The organism is Atlantibacter sp. MEI4A-1023 (genome assembly GCF_056155425.1).
The window spans coordinates 2,594,229-2,609,292 of record NZ_CM149568.1; the positions used below are offsets into that span (position 1 = coordinate 2,594,229).

13 protein-coding genes and 1 other RNA gene are annotated in these 15,064 nt (G+C 55.6%); 5 read left to right on the forward strand and 9 right to left on the reverse strand.

Annotated features, from left to right (window positions below; translation table 11 throughout):
• Positions 1 to 132 precede the first annotated feature (132 nt).
• Both ydiK and rprA read left to right on the forward strand, forming a co-directional pair.
• Positions 133 to 1,248: an AI-2E family transporter YdiK gene (ydiK, locus tag ACVV26_RS12465; protein ID WP_474797328.1), complete on the forward strand. Its 1,116-nt coding sequence runs from the start codon at positions 133 to 135 to the stop codon at positions 1,246 to 1,248.
• A gap of 185 nt (positions 1,249 to 1,433) precedes the next feature.
• Positions 1,434 to 1,541, forward strand: an RNA gene (gene rprA, locus ACVV26_RS12470) — antisense sRNA RprA.
• 119 nt (positions 1,542 to 1,660) lie between these two features.
• On the opposite strand, the gene ppsA is transcribed toward rprA, so the two are convergent.
• Positions 1,661 to 4,039, reverse strand: coding sequence for a phosphoenolpyruvate synthase (ppsA, locus tag ACVV26_RS12475; RefSeq protein WP_474797329.1), 2,379 nt, complete (start codon positions 4,037 to 4,039; stop codon positions 1,661 to 1,663).
• Positions 4,040 to 4,376: 337 nt separating this feature from the next.
• Here ppsA and ppsR point away from each other — a divergent pair, with 337 nt between their 5' ends.
• The 3 genes from ppsR to hemP all read left to right on the forward strand — a co-directional run bounded on the left by ppsR (position 4,377) and on the right by hemP (position 6,756).
• Positions 4,377 to 5,210 (forward strand): posphoenolpyruvate synthetase regulatory kinase/phosphorylase PpsR, encoded by an 834-nt coding sequence (gene ppsR, locus ACVV26_RS12480; protein WP_312982455.1) that lies wholly within the window; start codon positions 4,377 to 4,379, stop codon positions 5,208 to 5,210.
• Between the two features lie 154 nt (positions 5,211 to 5,364).
• Positions 5,365 to 6,411: a 3-deoxy-7-phosphoheptulonate synthase gene (locus ACVV26_RS12485; protein ID WP_474797330.1), complete on the forward strand. Its 1,047-nt coding sequence runs from the start codon at positions 5,365 to 5,367 to the stop codon at positions 6,409 to 6,411.
• A 159-nt stretch (positions 6,412 to 6,570) separates the two neighbouring features.
• Positions 6,571 to 6,756 (forward strand): hemin uptake protein HemP, encoded by a 186-nt coding sequence (hemP, locus tag ACVV26_RS12490; RefSeq protein ID WP_474801837.1) that lies wholly within the window; start codon positions 6,571 to 6,573, stop codon positions 6,754 to 6,756.
• Positions 6,757 to 6,838: 82 nt separating this feature from the next.
• Here the strand turns inward: hemP and selO are convergent, their stop codons facing one another.
• The 8 genes from selO to pheT form a co-directional block, all read right to left on the reverse strand.
• Positions 6,839 to 8,284 carry a protein adenylyltransferase SelO gene (gene selO / locus ACVV26_RS12495; RefSeq protein ID WP_474797331.1) on the reverse strand — a complete coding sequence of 482 codons (1,446 nt, stop codon included), beginning with the start codon at positions 8,282 to 8,284 and terminating at the stop codon, positions 6,839 to 6,841.
• A 61-nt stretch (positions 8,285 to 8,345) separates the two neighbouring features.
• A complete protein-coding gene (locus ACVV26_RS12500; protein ID WP_474797332.1) occupies positions 8,346 to 9,065 on the reverse strand; it encodes an EAL domain-containing protein in 720 nt (239 codons plus the stop codon).
• Between the two features lie 347 nt (positions 9,066 to 9,412).
• A complete protein-coding gene (locus ACVV26_RS12505; protein WP_474797333.1) occupies positions 9,413 to 9,877 on the reverse strand; it encodes an NlpC/P60 family protein in 465 nt (154 codons plus the stop codon).
• 83 nt (positions 9,878 to 9,960) lie between these two features.
• The gene (gene btuD / locus ACVV26_RS12510) at positions 9,961 to 10,707 is read right to left on the reverse strand and encodes a vitamin B12 ABC transporter ATP-binding protein BtuD (RefSeq protein WP_474797334.1); all 747 of its coding nucleotides are present in this window, start codon (positions 10,705 to 10,707) and stop codon (positions 9,961 to 9,963) included.
• The gene (locus ACVV26_RS12515; RefSeq protein WP_474797335.1) at positions 10,707 to 11,258 is read right to left on the reverse strand and encodes a glutathione peroxidase; all 552 of its coding nucleotides are present in this window, start codon (positions 11,256 to 11,258) and stop codon (positions 10,707 to 10,709) included. Before ACVV26_RS12515 ends, btuD begins: the two co-directional genes overlap by 1 nt.
• A 30-nt stretch (positions 11,259 to 11,288) precedes the next feature.
• The gene (gene btuC / locus ACVV26_RS12520) at positions 11,289 to 12,266 is read right to left on the reverse strand and encodes a vitamin B12 ABC transporter permease BtuC (protein ID WP_474797337.1); all 978 of its coding nucleotides are present in this window, start codon (positions 12,264 to 12,266) and stop codon (positions 11,289 to 11,291) included.
• Positions 12,267 to 12,367: 101 nt separating this feature from the next.
• Positions 12,368 to 12,667, reverse strand: a complete 300-nt coding sequence (gene ihfA, locus ACVV26_RS12525) for an integration host factor subunit alpha (RefSeq protein WP_001229266.1) — start codon at positions 12,665 to 12,667, stop codon at positions 12,368 to 12,370.
• Positions 12,668 to 12,671: 4 nt separating this feature from the next.
• Positions 12,672 to 15,059 (reverse strand): phenylalanine--tRNA ligase subunit beta, encoded by a 2,388-nt coding sequence (gene pheT, locus ACVV26_RS12530; RefSeq protein ID WP_474797338.1) that lies wholly within the window; start codon positions 15,057 to 15,059, stop codon positions 12,672 to 12,674.
• Between the last annotated feature and the right edge of the window lie 5 nt (positions 15,060 to 15,064).

Sequence of the window (15,064 nt, forward strand, 5' to 3'; positions counted from 1 at the left end):
CGGACTCGCCCACGAGATTTAACGGCGGTTTTAGGCTCGTAAAACCGCCTGAAATCACTCATCATTTATCAGCATCAAATGAATGCAACTTTTCGCGCCGTCGGTTTGGCGCATCACATTGTGAAGGTCGATATGATTAATTCTCGTCAACCCATGGACGTGCCGCAAACGCTGCTGTCCGTGCTGTTTTTGTCGGTCATGATTATTGCCTGCCTGTGGATTGTTCAGCCGTTTATTCTGGGCTTCGCCTGGGCAGGAACGGTGGTGATCGCCACCTGGCCGGTGTTGATTCGTCTCCAGCGTATTCTTTGGGGCCGCCGCTCGCTGGCAGTGCTGGTGATGACCCTGCTGCTGATCCTGCTGTTTGTTATTCCCATCGCATTGCTGGTCAACAGCCTGGTGGACAACAGCGGTCCGCTGGTTGACTGGGTATCCAAAGGCCAGACCGGAATGCCGGAACTTAACTGGCTGAACAGCATTCCCCTGATCGGTACAAAGCTGTATGCCGGCTGGCACAATCTGCTGGAGAGCGGCGGTAGCGCCATCATGGCGAAGGTACGGCCTTATATCGGCAGTACCACCACCTGGTTTATCGGCCAGGCGGCGCACGTCGGGCGGCTGGTGATGCACTGCGCGCTCATGCTGCTGTTCAGCGCCCTGCTGTACTGGCGCGGTGAACAGGTGGCGTATGGCATTCGCCACTTTGCGATTCGGCTGGCGGCAAAACGCGGCGATGCGGCGGTGCTGCTGGCGGGCCAGGCAATCCGCGCGGTGGCGCTGGGCGTCGTGGTCACGGCGCTGGTGCAGGCGGTGTTAGGCGGGATAGGTCTGGCGATCACCGGTGTGCCCTACGCCGCCGTATTAACGGTGGTGATGGTGCTGAGTTGCCTGGTGCAGTTGGGGCCGTTGGTGGTGCTGATCCCATCGATTATCTGGCTCTACTGGACCGGCGATACCACCTGGGGCACGGTGCTGCTGGTGTGGAGTTGCGTGGTGGGGCTGATGGATAACGTGATCCGCCCGATGTTGATTCGCATGGGCGCAGACTTGCCGATGATTTTGATTCTCTCCGGCGTGATTGGCGGGCTTATCGCGTTCGGCATGATCGGCCTGTTTATCGGCCCGGTGCTGCTGGCGGTTTCCTGGCGGCTGTTCTCGGTCTGGGTTCAGGAAGCGCCCACGCCGCAGCAGTCTACCCGCGAAGCGATAAATTCGCTGGAACAGCAAACCGACCCTCTTGATAAATAACCCTGTCGGGCGAAGCCATTCGCCCGATACTTTAGTAAATCTAATCATTTCCCGCTGCGTTTTTACTGATAAATGCCTTTGGCCCTGATGCCGCTTAACATTCTGTGTCGCAAATAATTTACCTTTGGTTAACGATTGGGACGAATCTGATCGACGCTGGAAGTGGGTCTACCTACAATCAAATCACGGTTATGAATCAACGCGTTGATTTATAAGCATGGAAATCCCCTGAGTGAAACAATGAATTGCTGTGTGTAGTCTTTGCCCTTCTCCCACGAAGGGCTTTTTTTTGCGTAAAATTTGAGTATTCGGGGGGTAATTAATTAAGGATTTCAACAGAAAACCCAGACGGCAGTAAAACGCAGAGACAAAAAAGGCGGCTGAATCAGCCGCCTGTAAGATTTTCCGGGGGTTATTTACGCAGTTCAGCCAGGCTGAGCCAGGTCTGCACCACCGTATCCGGATTCAGGGACAGGCTGTCGATGCCCTCTTCCATCAGCCAGGCGGCAAAGTCTTCATGGTCAGACGGGCCCTGACCGCAAATACCCACGTATTTGCCCTGTTTCTTCGCGGCGCGGATCGCCATAGACAGCAGCGCTTTCACCGCCTCGTTACGCTCGTCGAACAGTTCGGATACCACGCCGGAATCGCGGTCCAGCCCGAGCGCCAACTGAGTCATATCGTTTGAGCCGATGGAGAAGCCGTCGAAGTACTCGAGGAACTGCTCCGCCAGCAGGGCGTTGGACGGGATCTCGCACATCATGATGACTTTCAGCCCGTTCTCGCCACGCTTCAGTCCCTGATGTTCCAGTTCTTCCACCACCGCTTTAGCCTGGTCAACGGTACGCACGAACGGCACCATCACTTCCACGTTGGTCAGACCCATCTCGTTACGCACGCGCTTAACGGCTTCACATTCCAGCGCGAAGCAGTCGCGGAAGCTGTCGGAGACATAGCGTCCGGCACCGCGGAAGCCGAGCATCGGGTTCTCTTCATGCGGCTCATAACGCTCGCCGCCCACCAGGTTGGCGTATTCATTGGATTTAAAGTCGGACATCCGCACGATCACGCGTTTCGGGTAGAATGCTGCGCCCAGCGTCGCGATGCCTTCGGTCAAACGACCGATGTAAAACTCTACCGGCGAATCGTAACCCTTCATCATCTCCTTGATCTCTTTTTGCAGCGCAGGCTCCTGCTGGTCAAACTCCAGCAGCGCGCGCGGGTGCACGCCGATCATGCGGTTGATGATAAATTCGAGACGCGCCAGGCCGACACCTTCGTTTGGAAGGCAGGCGAAGTCAAACGCGCGGTCCGGGTTGCCAACGTTCATCATCACTTTCAGCGGCAGATCCGGCATGGTGTCGACGCTGGAACTCTTCACGCTGAAGTCGAGCAGCTCGGCGTAGACGTAGCCGGTATCCCCTTCGGCACAGGAGACGGTCACGTTCTGATCGTCTTTCATGCGCTCGGTAGCATCGCCGCAGCCAACAACCGCCGGGATGCCCAGTTCACGGGCGATAATCGCCGCGTGGCAGGTGCGCCCGCCACGGTTGGTTACAATGGCCGCCGCCTTTTTCATGATCGGTTCCCAGTCCGGGTCGGTCATATCAGTGACCAGCACGTCACCCGGCTGGATGCGGTTCATCTCGCTGATGTCGTGGATCACTTTCACTGCGCCAGAACCGATACGGTGGCCGATAGCGCGGCCTTCAGCAATGATGTTGCCGTGGGCGTTCAGGGTATACCGCTCCATCACCTGACCACGGGAACGCACGGTCTCCGGGCGCGCCTGGACGATAAACAGCTTGCCGGTATGGCCATCTTTGGCCCATTCGATATCCATCGGACGGCCATAGTGTTTCTCAATCAGCACTGCCTGCTTCGCCAGCTCCTGCACCTCGTCATTAGTGATACAGAAACGGTCGCGCTGCTCCTGCGGCACGTCTTCAATTTGTACCTGCTTGCCATGCTCCTGGGTCGCGGCATAGGTCATGCGGATTTTTTTCGAGCCCATCGTGCGGCGTACAATCGCCGGGCGGCCCGCTTCCAGGGTCGGTTTGTGAACATAGAATTCATCCGGGTTCACCGCACCCTGCACCACCATTTCACCAAGGCCCCAGGCCCCGGTGATAAACACCACCTGGTCAAAGCCAGATTCGGTGTCGATGGAGAACAACACGCCTGACGCGGCCAGGTCGGAACGCACCATGCGCTGAACCCCCGCCGAGAGCGCCACGCCGCGATGGTCGTAACCCTGGTGCACGCGATAGGAAATGGCACGGTCGTTAAACAGCGAGGCGAAAACATGCTTCACCGCCACCATCACCGCATCAATGCCCTGTACGTTCAGGAAGGTTTCCTGCTGACCGGCAAACGACGCGTCCGGCATGTCTTCTGCCGTGGCGGAGGAGCGCACGGCGAAAGACGCGTCGGCGTCATCCGCGGAAAGCTGGTTATAAGCATCACAAATTGCCTGCTCAAGTTCAGGCTGGAATGGGGTATCAATCACCCATTGACGGATCTGCGCGCCGGCTTTGGCCAGTTCGGATACATCATCGATGTCGGTTTTATCCAGCAGCTCATAAATGCGCTGATTGACGCCGCTTTGGTCGAGGAACTGATTAAACGCATCAGCGGTAGTAGCAAACCCGTTTGGCACGGAAACACCCACGCCGGACAGGTTGGTAATCATTTCACCCAGGGAGGCATTTTTGCCCCCAACTCTGTCTACATCATTCATGCCGAGTTGGTTATACCAAAGCACTAGCGGTGACGAGCCATTGTTGGACATCGAAACAATCCTTTTGTGATATTTGATAGGGGTAAATAAATATCTGACGACGCATTAAGCCTGGCATATTTAGCTGGTTGGGAAAAACGGTGAATCGTTCAAGCAAAATAAAAAATGTTCAACGCAATGTGCAAACGCTCAAAAATCTAACTTATTGATTAGAAACAGGTCATTAATATACCCATGGTTTAAAAGGAAATATCGTAAAATGAAATCCGCTTTTCATAATAAATAAAAACACCATTTCATTTTTAAAAAATGAGAGGATCGCTATGTCTGAATGGCGAGATTTAAATTATCCTTTAAGGATATTCCCAATTTCATCAGGACGTTATTTATGGACAGCAGTGTCGATCGCCACGTTTTTTATATTTCAGACGGAACGGCAATTACCGCCGAAGTGCTGGGCCATGCGGTGATGTCGCAGTTCCCGGTGTCCATTAACAGCATCACCCTGCCGTTCGTCGAAAATGAAAGCCGTGCTAAAGCGGTGAAAGAGCAGATCGACGCGATATATCAGCAAACCGGCGTGCGTCCGCTGGTGTTTTATTCGATTGTGATGCCGGATATTCGCGCCATTATTTTGCAAAGCGAAGGCTTCTGCCAGGATATTGTCCAGGCGCTGGTGGCCCCATTGCAGCAGGAAATGAAGCTTGATCCGACGCCGATCGCCCACCGTACCCACGGGCTCAACGCCGCTAACCTGAATAAATACGATGCGCGTATCGCGGCAATTGATTACACCCTCGCCCATGACGACGGCATTTCGATGCGCAACCTCGATCAGGCGCAGGTGATTCTGCTGGGCGTATCACGCTGCGGTAAAACCCCAACCAGCCTTTATCTGGCGATGCAGTTCGGCATCCGCGCCGCCAACTACCCCTTTATTGCCGACGATATGGATAACCTGAATCTTCCCGTGGCGTTAAAGCCGCTCCAGCACAAGCTGTTTGGCCTGACGATTAACCCGGAACGCCTGGCCGCCATTCGCGAGGAGCGCCGCGAAAATAGCCGCTACGCCTCGATGCGCCAGTGCCGAATGGAGGTCGCGGAAGTGGAAGCGTTGTACCGTAAGCATCAGATCCCGTATCTCAACAGTACTAACTATTCCGTGGAAGAGCTGGCGACAAAACTGTTGGATATCATGGGGCTCAATCGCCGCATGTACTAATTTACTAGTACAATTACGCGTTTTTCTGTGTTAGGGTGTCGCGCATTGTGGCCCATCGCAGCCGCTTATCTTGAAATCAATCAGGATTGGTTTATTGTGATGCCCATCACTTCCCGGTACTGAAGCCGTTGAAGCACAAAATTTTGAGACACCCATGAATAAAACTGACGAACTCCGCACGGCGCGGATCGATTCGCTGGTGACGCCAGCCGAACTCGCTCAGCGCTACCCTGTTTCTGTCGGCGTCGCTGAACACGTTACTGCCTCACGCCGTCGCATTGAGAAAATTTTAAATGGCGATGATAAGCGCCTGCTGGTGATTATCGGCCCCTGCTCAATTCATGATGTTGATGCCGCCATGGATTACGCGGCGCGATTGCAGGAGCTGCGTGAAAAGTACCACTCGCGGCTGGAAATCGTGATGCGGACTTATTTTGAAAAGCCGCGCACCGTAGTGGGCTGGAAGGGCCTGATTTCTGACCCCGATCTCAACGGCAGCTATCGCGTTAATCACGGTATTGAGCAGGCGCGCCGCCTGTTGCTGCGCGTGAACGAGCTGGGCGTCCCTACCGCTACCGAGTTTCTTGATATGGTGATCGGCCAGTTTATTGCCGATGTGATCAGTTGGGGCGCAATTGGCGCACGCACTACCGAAAGCCAGATCCATCGTGAAATGGCCTCGGCGCTCTCCTGCCCGGTCGGTTTCAAGAACGGCACCGACGGCAATACCCGCATCGCGGTGGATGCCATTCGCGCTGCCCGCGCCAGCCATATGTTCCTGTCGCCGGATAAACACGGCCAGATGACCATCTACCAGACCAGCGGCAACCCTTATGGTCATATCATTATGCGCGGCGGGAAACAGCCTAACTATCACGCCGACGATCTGAATGCCGCCTGCGACGCGCTGCGCCAGTTCGACCTGCCGGAGCATCTGGTGGTGGACTTCAGCCACGGCAACTGCCAGAAGCAGCACCGCCGCCAACTGGACGTCTGTGAAGAGATTTGTGCTCAAATCCGCGGTGGTTCACGCGCCATCGCTGGCGTGATGGTGGAAAGTTTTATCGAGGAAGGCAACCAGCCGATAACAACCGGTAAGCCGCTGGTTTACGGCCAGTCCATTACCGACCCGTGCCTGGGCTGGGACGACACTGAAACCCTGCTGGCGATGCTTAACGACGCGGTGGAAAGCCGCTTCTGATGACGTTAAATGCCCTCGCCCGAGGGCATTTTTTAACCCGTATTTTCGGCAACAACTTGATTTGTTCGCCATTTCCTCATAAATAGCCCTTGCCGCTCCGCCGCTGATTACTGATAATAATTCTTATTGTTATCTTTTTTGTCATTTTTAAACAGCATGATGCAGATTGATAAAGCCCCTGGCTTCGGCGAGTCGCCGAAAAACGCCGCTGACAACACCACTGCGCCACGTCAGATCGACAGCAAAACCCTGCTCGGATCGGACGGGCGCATCGTGATCGTGCATGATGGCCAACACTACCTGTTGCGACAAACTCAGGCCGGAAAACTCCTTCTGACCAAATAACACTCAATGCACGCCATTCAGGTTATCCCAGGCAGGTGCTAAAAGAAGATACCCTGCGCTGTAGGTGTTTCTGCACCCGCGATCAGCTGGAACAGCTCACCTCCAGCCGTTTCCCCCAGTCTGGCGGGCGACGGCTGTACTCGTCATTGCGATCGGCGAACGGCTGGCGCAGCGCGTCACTCAGGCGCTGCATTTCGCTGGCGTCACCCTGCTCTGCGGCGTCGATTGCGCGCTGCGCTAAGTAGTTGCGCAACACAATCGCCGGGTTGACCGCTTTCATCGCTGCCTGACGCACATCATCGGCCACCTCTTCCTGCTGCAGGCGTTCACGATAGCGGCCAAACCAGCCATCAAACGCGGCGCGATCGATAAATTCATCGCGCAACGGCGAGGCGGCGGAAAGCTGTTCAGTGTCACCCAACATGCGGAAGGTGCGGGTGAAATCGCTGCCTTCACGCTGCATCAGATCCAGTAGCGCGTTCAACAGTTCATTATCACCGCGCTGCTGGGTCATCAGCCCCAGTTTCGCGCGCATCAGCGCCCCGTACTCGCGCAGTAGTACCTCCTGATAATTGTCCAGTAGCGCATTTAACCGTTCGGCGCTGACGAACGGCGCGAAAGTTTGCGCAAGCCGTTGCAGGTTCCACAGGCCAACGGCCGGTTGGTTATCGAAGGCGTAGCGCCCCTGGTAATCGGAATGATTGCAGATAAAGCGCGGCTGCCAGTCATCCATAAAGCCATACGGACCATAATCGATGGTCAGGCCGAGGATCGACATGTTGTCGGTGTTCATGACGCCGTGGCTAAAGCCTACCGCCTGCCAGCGCGCAATCAGCGACGCGGTGCGAGTTATTACCTGTTCGAGAAACAGCGCCAACCGGTCAGGCTCGTCAACCAGTTCCGGGAAATGGTGGCGTATCACGTACTCCGCCAGTTGCTGCACCCGTTCCGGCTCGCGGCGGTAATAGAAATGTTCGAAATGGCCAAAGCGCACGTGGCTTTCGGCGATGCGCATCAGCATAGCGCCGCGTTCGGTGGTTTCCCGGTAGACCGGCGTATCGCTGGTGACGATGCTTAATGCACGGGTGGTGGGGATACCGAGATAGTGCATGGCTTCACTGGCCAGGCACTCTCGCAGCGTGGAGCGGATCACCGCCCGCCCATCGCCCATACGGGAATACGGCGTCAGACCCGCGCCTTTAAGATGCCAGTCGAACCGCTGCCCATCGCTAAGCTGCTGCTCGCCGAGCAAAATGCCGCGCCCGTCGCCGAGTTGCCCCGCCCAGACGCCGAACTGGTGGCCGCTGTAAACCTGCGCCAGTGGCGACATGCCGGGCAGCAAGGTTTCTCCGCCCCACACGCCCGCACTGTCCTGGTAATCAAACAGGGAGTCGGGCAGTTCCAGCGATTGCGCCAGCGGCGGGTTATGCCAGAACAGGCGCGCATTGGTGAGTGGCGTCGGTGAGAGTTCGCTGTAAAAACCGGGTAACTCGTCACGCCAGGTAGTAATAAATTTTGGATTTTTCATCAGGCCTCCTGCTACCAGTGTAGTGCCTGATGAAAAGTTTAAACACGGGTTAACCTGAGGGTTATTGGTGATTGCGCAACAGAAACAGCAGTGCCTGAGGCTCCATCACTGGCCACAGATTGCCCTGCATGGCGTGGAAGCGCAGCGCAATCGCTTTCTGGCGCGCACTGTCGGTGTCAATACCGGCAATAATCATGGTGTGGCAAAACGGCGATACCTGATCGACGATCGCTTTCATAAATGGCTCAAACGATCGCTCGCCGATGCGTTTATGAATAAAAAACTTATCCATGATGATACGTTTGAAAAGGCGGTCGAATATAGAACGGGTGGTCGCCGCGCCTGCGCCAAAATTTGCCAGTACCAGAGCATAGCGGCGAGAAAACGCCAGTAAAGCGAGATTATCTTTCCCCTCATTTAACGCGGGATAATTCTCACTGATGGTGAATTCAAGAAAAGGAAGCTGCGCCAGTCTCACCGCCAGTTTTTCATTGTTCAAAATAGCCGCGACGTGAACGTCATTTATATTTATCCATGCACATAGTCCATGGTTTATAAAATGGCTGCGGAATTGTTCCAGCAGTGAGAGTTTCTCATAAAATAGTATTAACTGTTCATCGTCACTAATGCGAGGAATAACCAGATCGGTTGGAATACGGATATCGCCCTCGCGCGATGAAAAGTTGGCTATTACCTCTACCCCCAGTAACGCGCCGTTGACCTTCCTGATCGGCTGGAATAGCAGGGTTGACTGATAATCTTTATCGAGTGAAATAATCATTTTACCTGTCCCATTAACTGGGTATTAAACGGCATCCCTCCGCTCGCAGGGTTATGCTGAATACGCCTGCGCGTAGTCGAATAAAAGAAACATGTTGGCTGTGTTCGTTGTTGCATTCAGTGTACTTTCAGGCACCCGTGTAACTAAGATAGCCTGGTAATCAAAATAAAGTTAACGTTGCGTAAATATATTTAATTTAACGTTACAGCGTATACATAACTATAACTACCAATATTTGTATCTTGATAATAGATGGCGGCAAACTCATCCGTTTGCGATATGGATTAATCTGATTTGTCTGCTAACAACCATAAAATAAGCGTTAATGCTTATTTCCTGCTTCACGACTAGATGCGTCTGGCTTGCCAGAATTTCTTATTCCAGTACACATTATCCAGCGATGATTTAATCACGCCCTGGCTGGTGGAAGCATGGATAAATTGATTGTCTGTATCATAGATGCCGACATGTAAGCCATTTTCACCGGAGCCGGTTTTAAAGAACACCAGATCCCCCGGCAACAATTCGTCTTTATCGATGCGGGTGCCCACTTCGGCCTGTTCACTGGTTTGGCGGGGTAAACGTAGTGCAAAACGATCACGGAAGGTGAGTAAAACAAAGGCGGAGCAATCCACACCGTGGCGGTTCATTCCGCCATAGCGGTATGGGGTGCCGTGCCATGTACGGAGCTGATCGTTAAGTTCGGCAATCACGGTAATGGAATCCGAAAGCCGCGCGTTTGGCGGCGGTGCATGGTGATGCCCACAGCCCGCCAGTAGTAATGTTGCGATTACAATGATCCACATCCGCATTTTTCAGGCACATCCTCTAGCCTTTATTCCCGGAAGGTAATTTAGCGTGAGCCGCCAGCCGTGGCAAGACGCGTTCCGCTAACTCAGGGGCAGATCAGCATGGTATGCCCGTCAATCTCTAAGCGACGGAAATCAATACCATAAACGCGATTAAGGTGCCCAGGCGTCATGACATCGCCGCTCACGCCCTGGGCAATCATTTTTCCATTTTGCAGCAACCAGACGCGATGGGCACGTCGCAGGGTGTGATTCAGGTCGTGGCTGCTCATGACTACGCTGACGCCCTGCACGCACAGCTGCTGCAATAATTTATCCAGCGCCGCCTGCTGTGCCACGTCCAGGCTGTTCATGGGTTCGTCCAGCAGCAATAGCGCGCCGTGCGGGTTCGTGCGCGGGTGAATTTGCAAGATCACGGCCGCCAGGCGTACGCGCTGCCATTCACCGCCGGAGAGCTGGTTGACGGGCCGGGTAAGCTTACTGGTCAGCCACAGCGCATCGGTGATCTCATTGAGCAACGCGTCGTCGGTCGCGCCGTGACGGTGCAACGCCAGATAGTGCCACACCGGCATGGCGAAAGGCGGCGTTTGCTGCTGGGTAAGCCAGGCGCGGTGTCTCGCCAGCGCCTCGCCCTGCCACTGGTTTAGCGGCGTTCCCAGAAAAGAGATGGCCCCGGCAGGCTGGCGCATCCCTGCCAGCCCGGCGAGCAGCGTGCTTTTTCCGGCACCGTTCGGGCCGACCAGGTGCAACCATTCCCCTTTGCGGATTTCAGCGGTAACCGGGCCGATTCTGCCCGGCTCCTGCACCGCCTCCAGCGACATCAGTACGGTCATTACTTCGCCAGCGCCAGTTTAATCGCTTCCATCACAATGGGATCTTCCGGCGTCATATCCGGCGAGAAACGCTGGACGACCTGGCCGTCACGCCCCACAAGGAATTTTTCAAAATTCCACAGGATATCGTCCGGGTATAGCGGCGCGCGGCCCTTGCTCGCCATGCGCTCATAAAAGCCGCTGGCTTCCGGCGCGACAGCGGTCGGTGCGGCGTCAATCAGTTTCTGGTACAGCGGATGACGGTTTTCGCCGTTAACGTCGATTTTACTGAACATCGGGAAAGTCACGCCGTAAGTGGTGCTGCAGAAGGTTTTGATCTCATCCTCGCTGCCGGGCTCCTGGCCGAGGAACTGGTTACAGGGAAATCCGAGCACCGAGAAGCCCCGATCGCGCCAGGCCTTGTGAATGTTCTCCAGTTGCTCATACTGCGGCGTCAGGCCGCATTTAGAGGCCACATTGACGATCAACAGCACGTTGCCGCGCCAGGGTTCCAGAGTGGTGCTCACGCCGTCAATGGTAATCACGTCAGTGTTCAAAATGTCATTATGCATAGCAACCTCATTATAATGGTGTGATGTTTTTTACCGGGCTTTTAATAATAGCCAGATAAATACCGGCGCGCCGAGAGAAGCGGTAACGACACCGATGGGCAGCTCCGCCGACGACAGCGCCAGCCGCGCGATAACGTCCGCCAGTAACAGCACCGCCGCCCCGGCAGCCATGCAGGCGGGCAACAGCACCCGGTAATCCGTCAGGCCGCAAAGCCGCAGCACATGCGGGATAACCAGACCGATAAAACCAATCGACCCCGCCAGCGCGACGCTGATCCCCACCAGCCAACCGGTGGCGAGAACCAGCAGGTTGCGCCACAGCCAGACCGGCAGCCCCAACTGCCGGGCAGACATTTCCCCCAGCGCCAGCACGTTGAGCGGATGCGACTGGCGGCAAACCCATACCATCACCGGGATCAGCGCCAGCATCAGCCAGCCCTGACGCCAGTCAACGCCGCCGAAACCGCCCATCATCCAGTACATCAACTGGCGTAAATCGAGGCTGGTACTGAAATAAACCGCCCATGTCATCAGAGCGCTACAGATGATGCCCAGCGCCACGCCCGCCAGCAGCAACCGGCTGTTGGACAGATGGCGTCTGGCGAAGCGCAGCAGGATAAGCGTGATCAACAGTGCGCCCGCGATAGCGCACAGGCTTAGCGCCCAGCCCGGCAGTACGCCCTGCCCCAATAAAATCGCGGCGATAAGCCCGACACCCGCGCCATTCGAAACGCCGAGCAGGCCCGGTTCCGCCAGCGGGTTTTCAAACAATGCCTGAAGGATAGCGCCGCACAGCGCCAGTGAACCGCCCACCGCCATTACCGCCAGGGTGCGCGGCAGGCGAATTTGCCACACGAACAGTTGACCCGTTGGTGAAAACCAGTCGCCGGGGCCGATCCACATGTCGCCTGCGCACAGGCTTATCAGCGCCCCCGCCAGCAGCAGCAGCGTCAGCGTGGTTAACCAGGTCCGTTCCCGTCGGCGTTGTGCCTGTATCAATGAATGCATAAATGAAATGAATAGCTTACAGAGAGGTTTGATTCTACGGTGACCTGACGGGCAGGCAAAGAAAAAAGGCCGCGCAATGCGGCCTTTTTAATTACGTCAGATTACTCTTCTTTCGGCGAGGCGTTTTCAACCCGGCTTTTCAGCTTTTGACCGGGTCTGAAGGTCACCACACGACGAGCCGTAATGGGAATATCCTCACCAGTTTTTGGGTTACGCCCGGGACGCTGGTTTTTATCGCGCAGATCGAAATTCCCGAACCCGGAAAGTTTAACCTGTTCGCCATTTTCCAGAGCACGACGGATCTCTTCGAAAAACAGTTCAACCAGTTCTTTGGCATCCCGTTTGCTAAGTCCAAGCTTATCAAACAGATATTCTGACATTTCAGCTTTAGTAAGCGCCATAGGTTCAATCCCTCAATGATGCCTGGAATCGCTCTTTTAGTGCCTCTACGCATCTGGCAACGGTAGCGGCAATCTCCTCTTCTTCGAGTGTACGGCTGGTATCCTGAAGGATCAGGCTGATGGCAAGGCTCTTAAAGCCCTGTTCAACACCCTTGCCACGGTACACGTCAAATAAGTTTACGCCAACTATCTGATTTGCGCCAACTTTCTTACATTCGGCTAAAATTTCCGCTGCGGGAACGTTTTCTGCCACCACAACCGCGATATCACGGCGGTTCGCCGGGAAGCGTGAAATTTCCTGAGCTTGCGGTACGACACGGTCAGAAACCTTGTCCCACAGCAGCTCAAACACCAGCGTACGGCCATTGAGATCGAACTTACGTTCCAGTTCCGGGTGAATAACGCCAATGAAACCAATGCGTTCGCCCTTTAAATATATAGCAGCACTTTGGCCAGGATGCAGCGCCGGGTTGGTTTCTGCTTTAAATTCAATTTCAGAAAGTTTACCGGTAAGTTCCAGAACGGATTCCAGATCGCCTTTAATGTCGTAGAAATCGACGCCGGTTTTCGCCTGATCCCAGTGCTCTTCCACGCGGTTGCCGCAGATCGCGCCCGCCAGCATCACATCCTGACGAATGCCCAGCGGAGCCTGGGTATCCGGCACAAAACGCAGACCGGTTTCGAAGATACGTACGCGGCTTTGTTGGCGGTTCTGGTTGTACACCACGGTGCCCAGCAGACCGGTCCACAGCGACAGGCGCATTGCCGACATATCGCTGGCGATGGGGTTCGGCAGGATCAGAGCTTCTTCGCCCGGATGCACCCTCTGTTGCAGTTTCGGGTCAACAAAGCTGTAGGTGATCACTTCCTGGTAGCCTTTGTCGTTAAGCAGGGTTTTTACGCGCTTGAGAGACAGGTTGGCCTCACGGTGGTGACCCATCACCAGACCCGCCTGCACCGGCTCGTCAGGGATGTTGTCGTAGCCGTAAATACGCGCCACTTCTTCCACCAGGTCCTCTTCGATTTCCATATCGAAACGCCAGCTCGGCGCAACCGCCTGCCACTGGCCTTCGCCTTCGGTCACATCGCAGCCCAGGCGGCGCAGGATATCGGTTACCTGCTCATCAGGGATGTGATGACCAATCAGGCGGTCCAGCTTGCTGCGGCGCAGCGTGATGCTGGCGCGGGCCGGCAGGTGCGATGCATTGGTGACATCAATCACCGGGCCCGCTTCGCCGCCGCAGATGTCAATCAGCAGACGGGTTGCACGCTCGATGGCTTTGTGTTGTAACGCAGGATCAACGCCACGCTCATAGCGGTGGGAGGCATCGGTGTGCAAGCCGTGACGGCGCGCGCGGCCGGTAATCGACAGCGGGCTGAAGAATGCGCATTCCAGCAGCACGTTCTGGGTTTCGTCGTTAACGCCGGAGTGCTCGCCGCCAAAGATGCCGCCCATCGCCAGCGCTTTGTGATGATCGGCAATCACTACGGTGTCTTCATCGAGCGTCGCTTCGCTGCCGTCCAGCAGTACCAGGGTTTCGCCCGGCTTCGCCATACGCACCACGATGCCGCCTTCAAGGCGATCTTTATCAAACGCATGCATCGGCTGGCCCAGTTCGAGCAGCACGTAGTTGGTGACGTCCACTACCGCATCAATGGAACGGATGCCGCAGCGGCGCAGTTTCTCTTTCATCCACAGCGGGGTCGGCGCTTTAACGTTGATACCTTTGACCACGCGGCCCAGGTAGCGCGGGCAGGCCTGCGGCGCGTCAACGGTAATCGGCAGCGTATCGTTGATGGTTGCGGCGACTGGCGCGATTTCCGGTTCATTAAGCGGCGCTTTGTTGAGCACCGCCACATCGCGGGCGACGCCGATAATACCCAGGCAGTCGGCGCGGTTAGGCGTGACGCTGATTTCAATGGTGTTATCGTCAAGCTTCAGGTAGTCGCGGATATCGGTGCCAATCGGCGCATCCGCAGGCAGTTCGATAATGCCGCTGTGATCGTCGGAAATGCCCAGCTCGGAGAACGAGCACAGCATGCCTTCTGACGGTTCACCGCGCAGTTTTGCCGCTTTGATTTTGAAATCGCCCGGCAGCACCGCGCCCACGGTTGCCACGGCCACTTTCAGGCCCTGACGGCAGTTTGGCGCGCCGCAGACGATATCCAGCAGGCGCTCGCCGCCCACGTTGACTTTCGTCACGCGCAGTTTGTCGGCGTTAGGGTGCTGGCCGCATTCCACCACTTCACCCACCACTACGCCGTTAAATGCGCCAGCAACCGCTTCTACGCCGTCAACTTCGAGGCCAGCCATAGTGATTTGCCCGGACAGCGCGTCGCTATCAATGGCGGGATTTACCCATTCACGTAACCAGAGTTCACTGAATTTCATTGGAT

Excerpts from the sequence above, each read along its gene's own strand:
- ydiK (WP_474797328.1), top strand. The coding sequence starts at position 133 with ATGATTAATTCTCGTCAACCCATGGACGTGCCGCAAACGCTGCTGTCC.
- ppsA (WP_474797329.1), bottom strand. The coding sequence starts at position 4,039 with ATGTCCAACAATGGCTCGTCACCGCTAGTGCTTTGGTATAACCAACTC.
- ppsR (WP_312982455.1), top strand. The coding sequence starts at position 4,377 with ATGGACAGCAGTGTCGATCGCCACGTTTTTTATATTTCAGACGGAACG.
- ACVV26_RS12485 (WP_474797330.1), top strand. The coding sequence starts at position 5,365 with ATGAATAAAACTGACGAACTCCGCACGGCGCGGATCGATTCGCTGGTG.
- hemP (WP_474801837.1), top strand. The coding sequence starts at position 6,571 with ATGCAGATTGATAAAGCCCCTGGCTTCGGCGAGTCGCCGAAAAACGCC.
- selO (WP_474797331.1), bottom strand. The coding sequence starts at position 8,284 with ATGAAAAATCCAAAATTTATTACTACCTGGCGTGACGAGTTACCCGGT.
- ACVV26_RS12500 (WP_474797332.1), bottom strand. The coding sequence starts at position 9,065 with ATGATTATTTCACTCGATAAAGATTATCAGTCAACCCTGCTATTCCAG.
- ACVV26_RS12505 (WP_474797333.1), bottom strand. The coding sequence starts at position 9,877 with ATGCGGATGTGGATCATTGTAATCGCAACATTACTACTGGCGGGCTGT.
- btuD (WP_474797334.1), bottom strand. The coding sequence starts at position 10,707 with ATGACCGTACTGATGTCGCTGGAGGCGGTGCAGGAGCCGGGCAGAATC.
- ACVV26_RS12515 (WP_474797335.1), bottom strand. The coding sequence starts at position 11,258 with ATGCATAATGACATTTTGAACACTGACGTGATTACCATTGACGGCGTG.
- btuC (WP_474797337.1), bottom strand. The coding sequence starts at position 12,266 with ATGCATTCATTGATACAGGCACAACGCCGACGGGAACGGACCTGGTTA.
- ihfA (WP_001229266.1), bottom strand. The coding sequence starts at position 12,667 with ATGGCGCTTACTAAAGCTGAAATGTCAGAATATCTGTTTGATAAGCTT.
- pheT (WP_474797338.1), bottom strand. The coding sequence starts at position 15,059 with ATGAAATTCAGTGAACTCTGGTTACGTGAATGGGTAAATCCCGCCATT.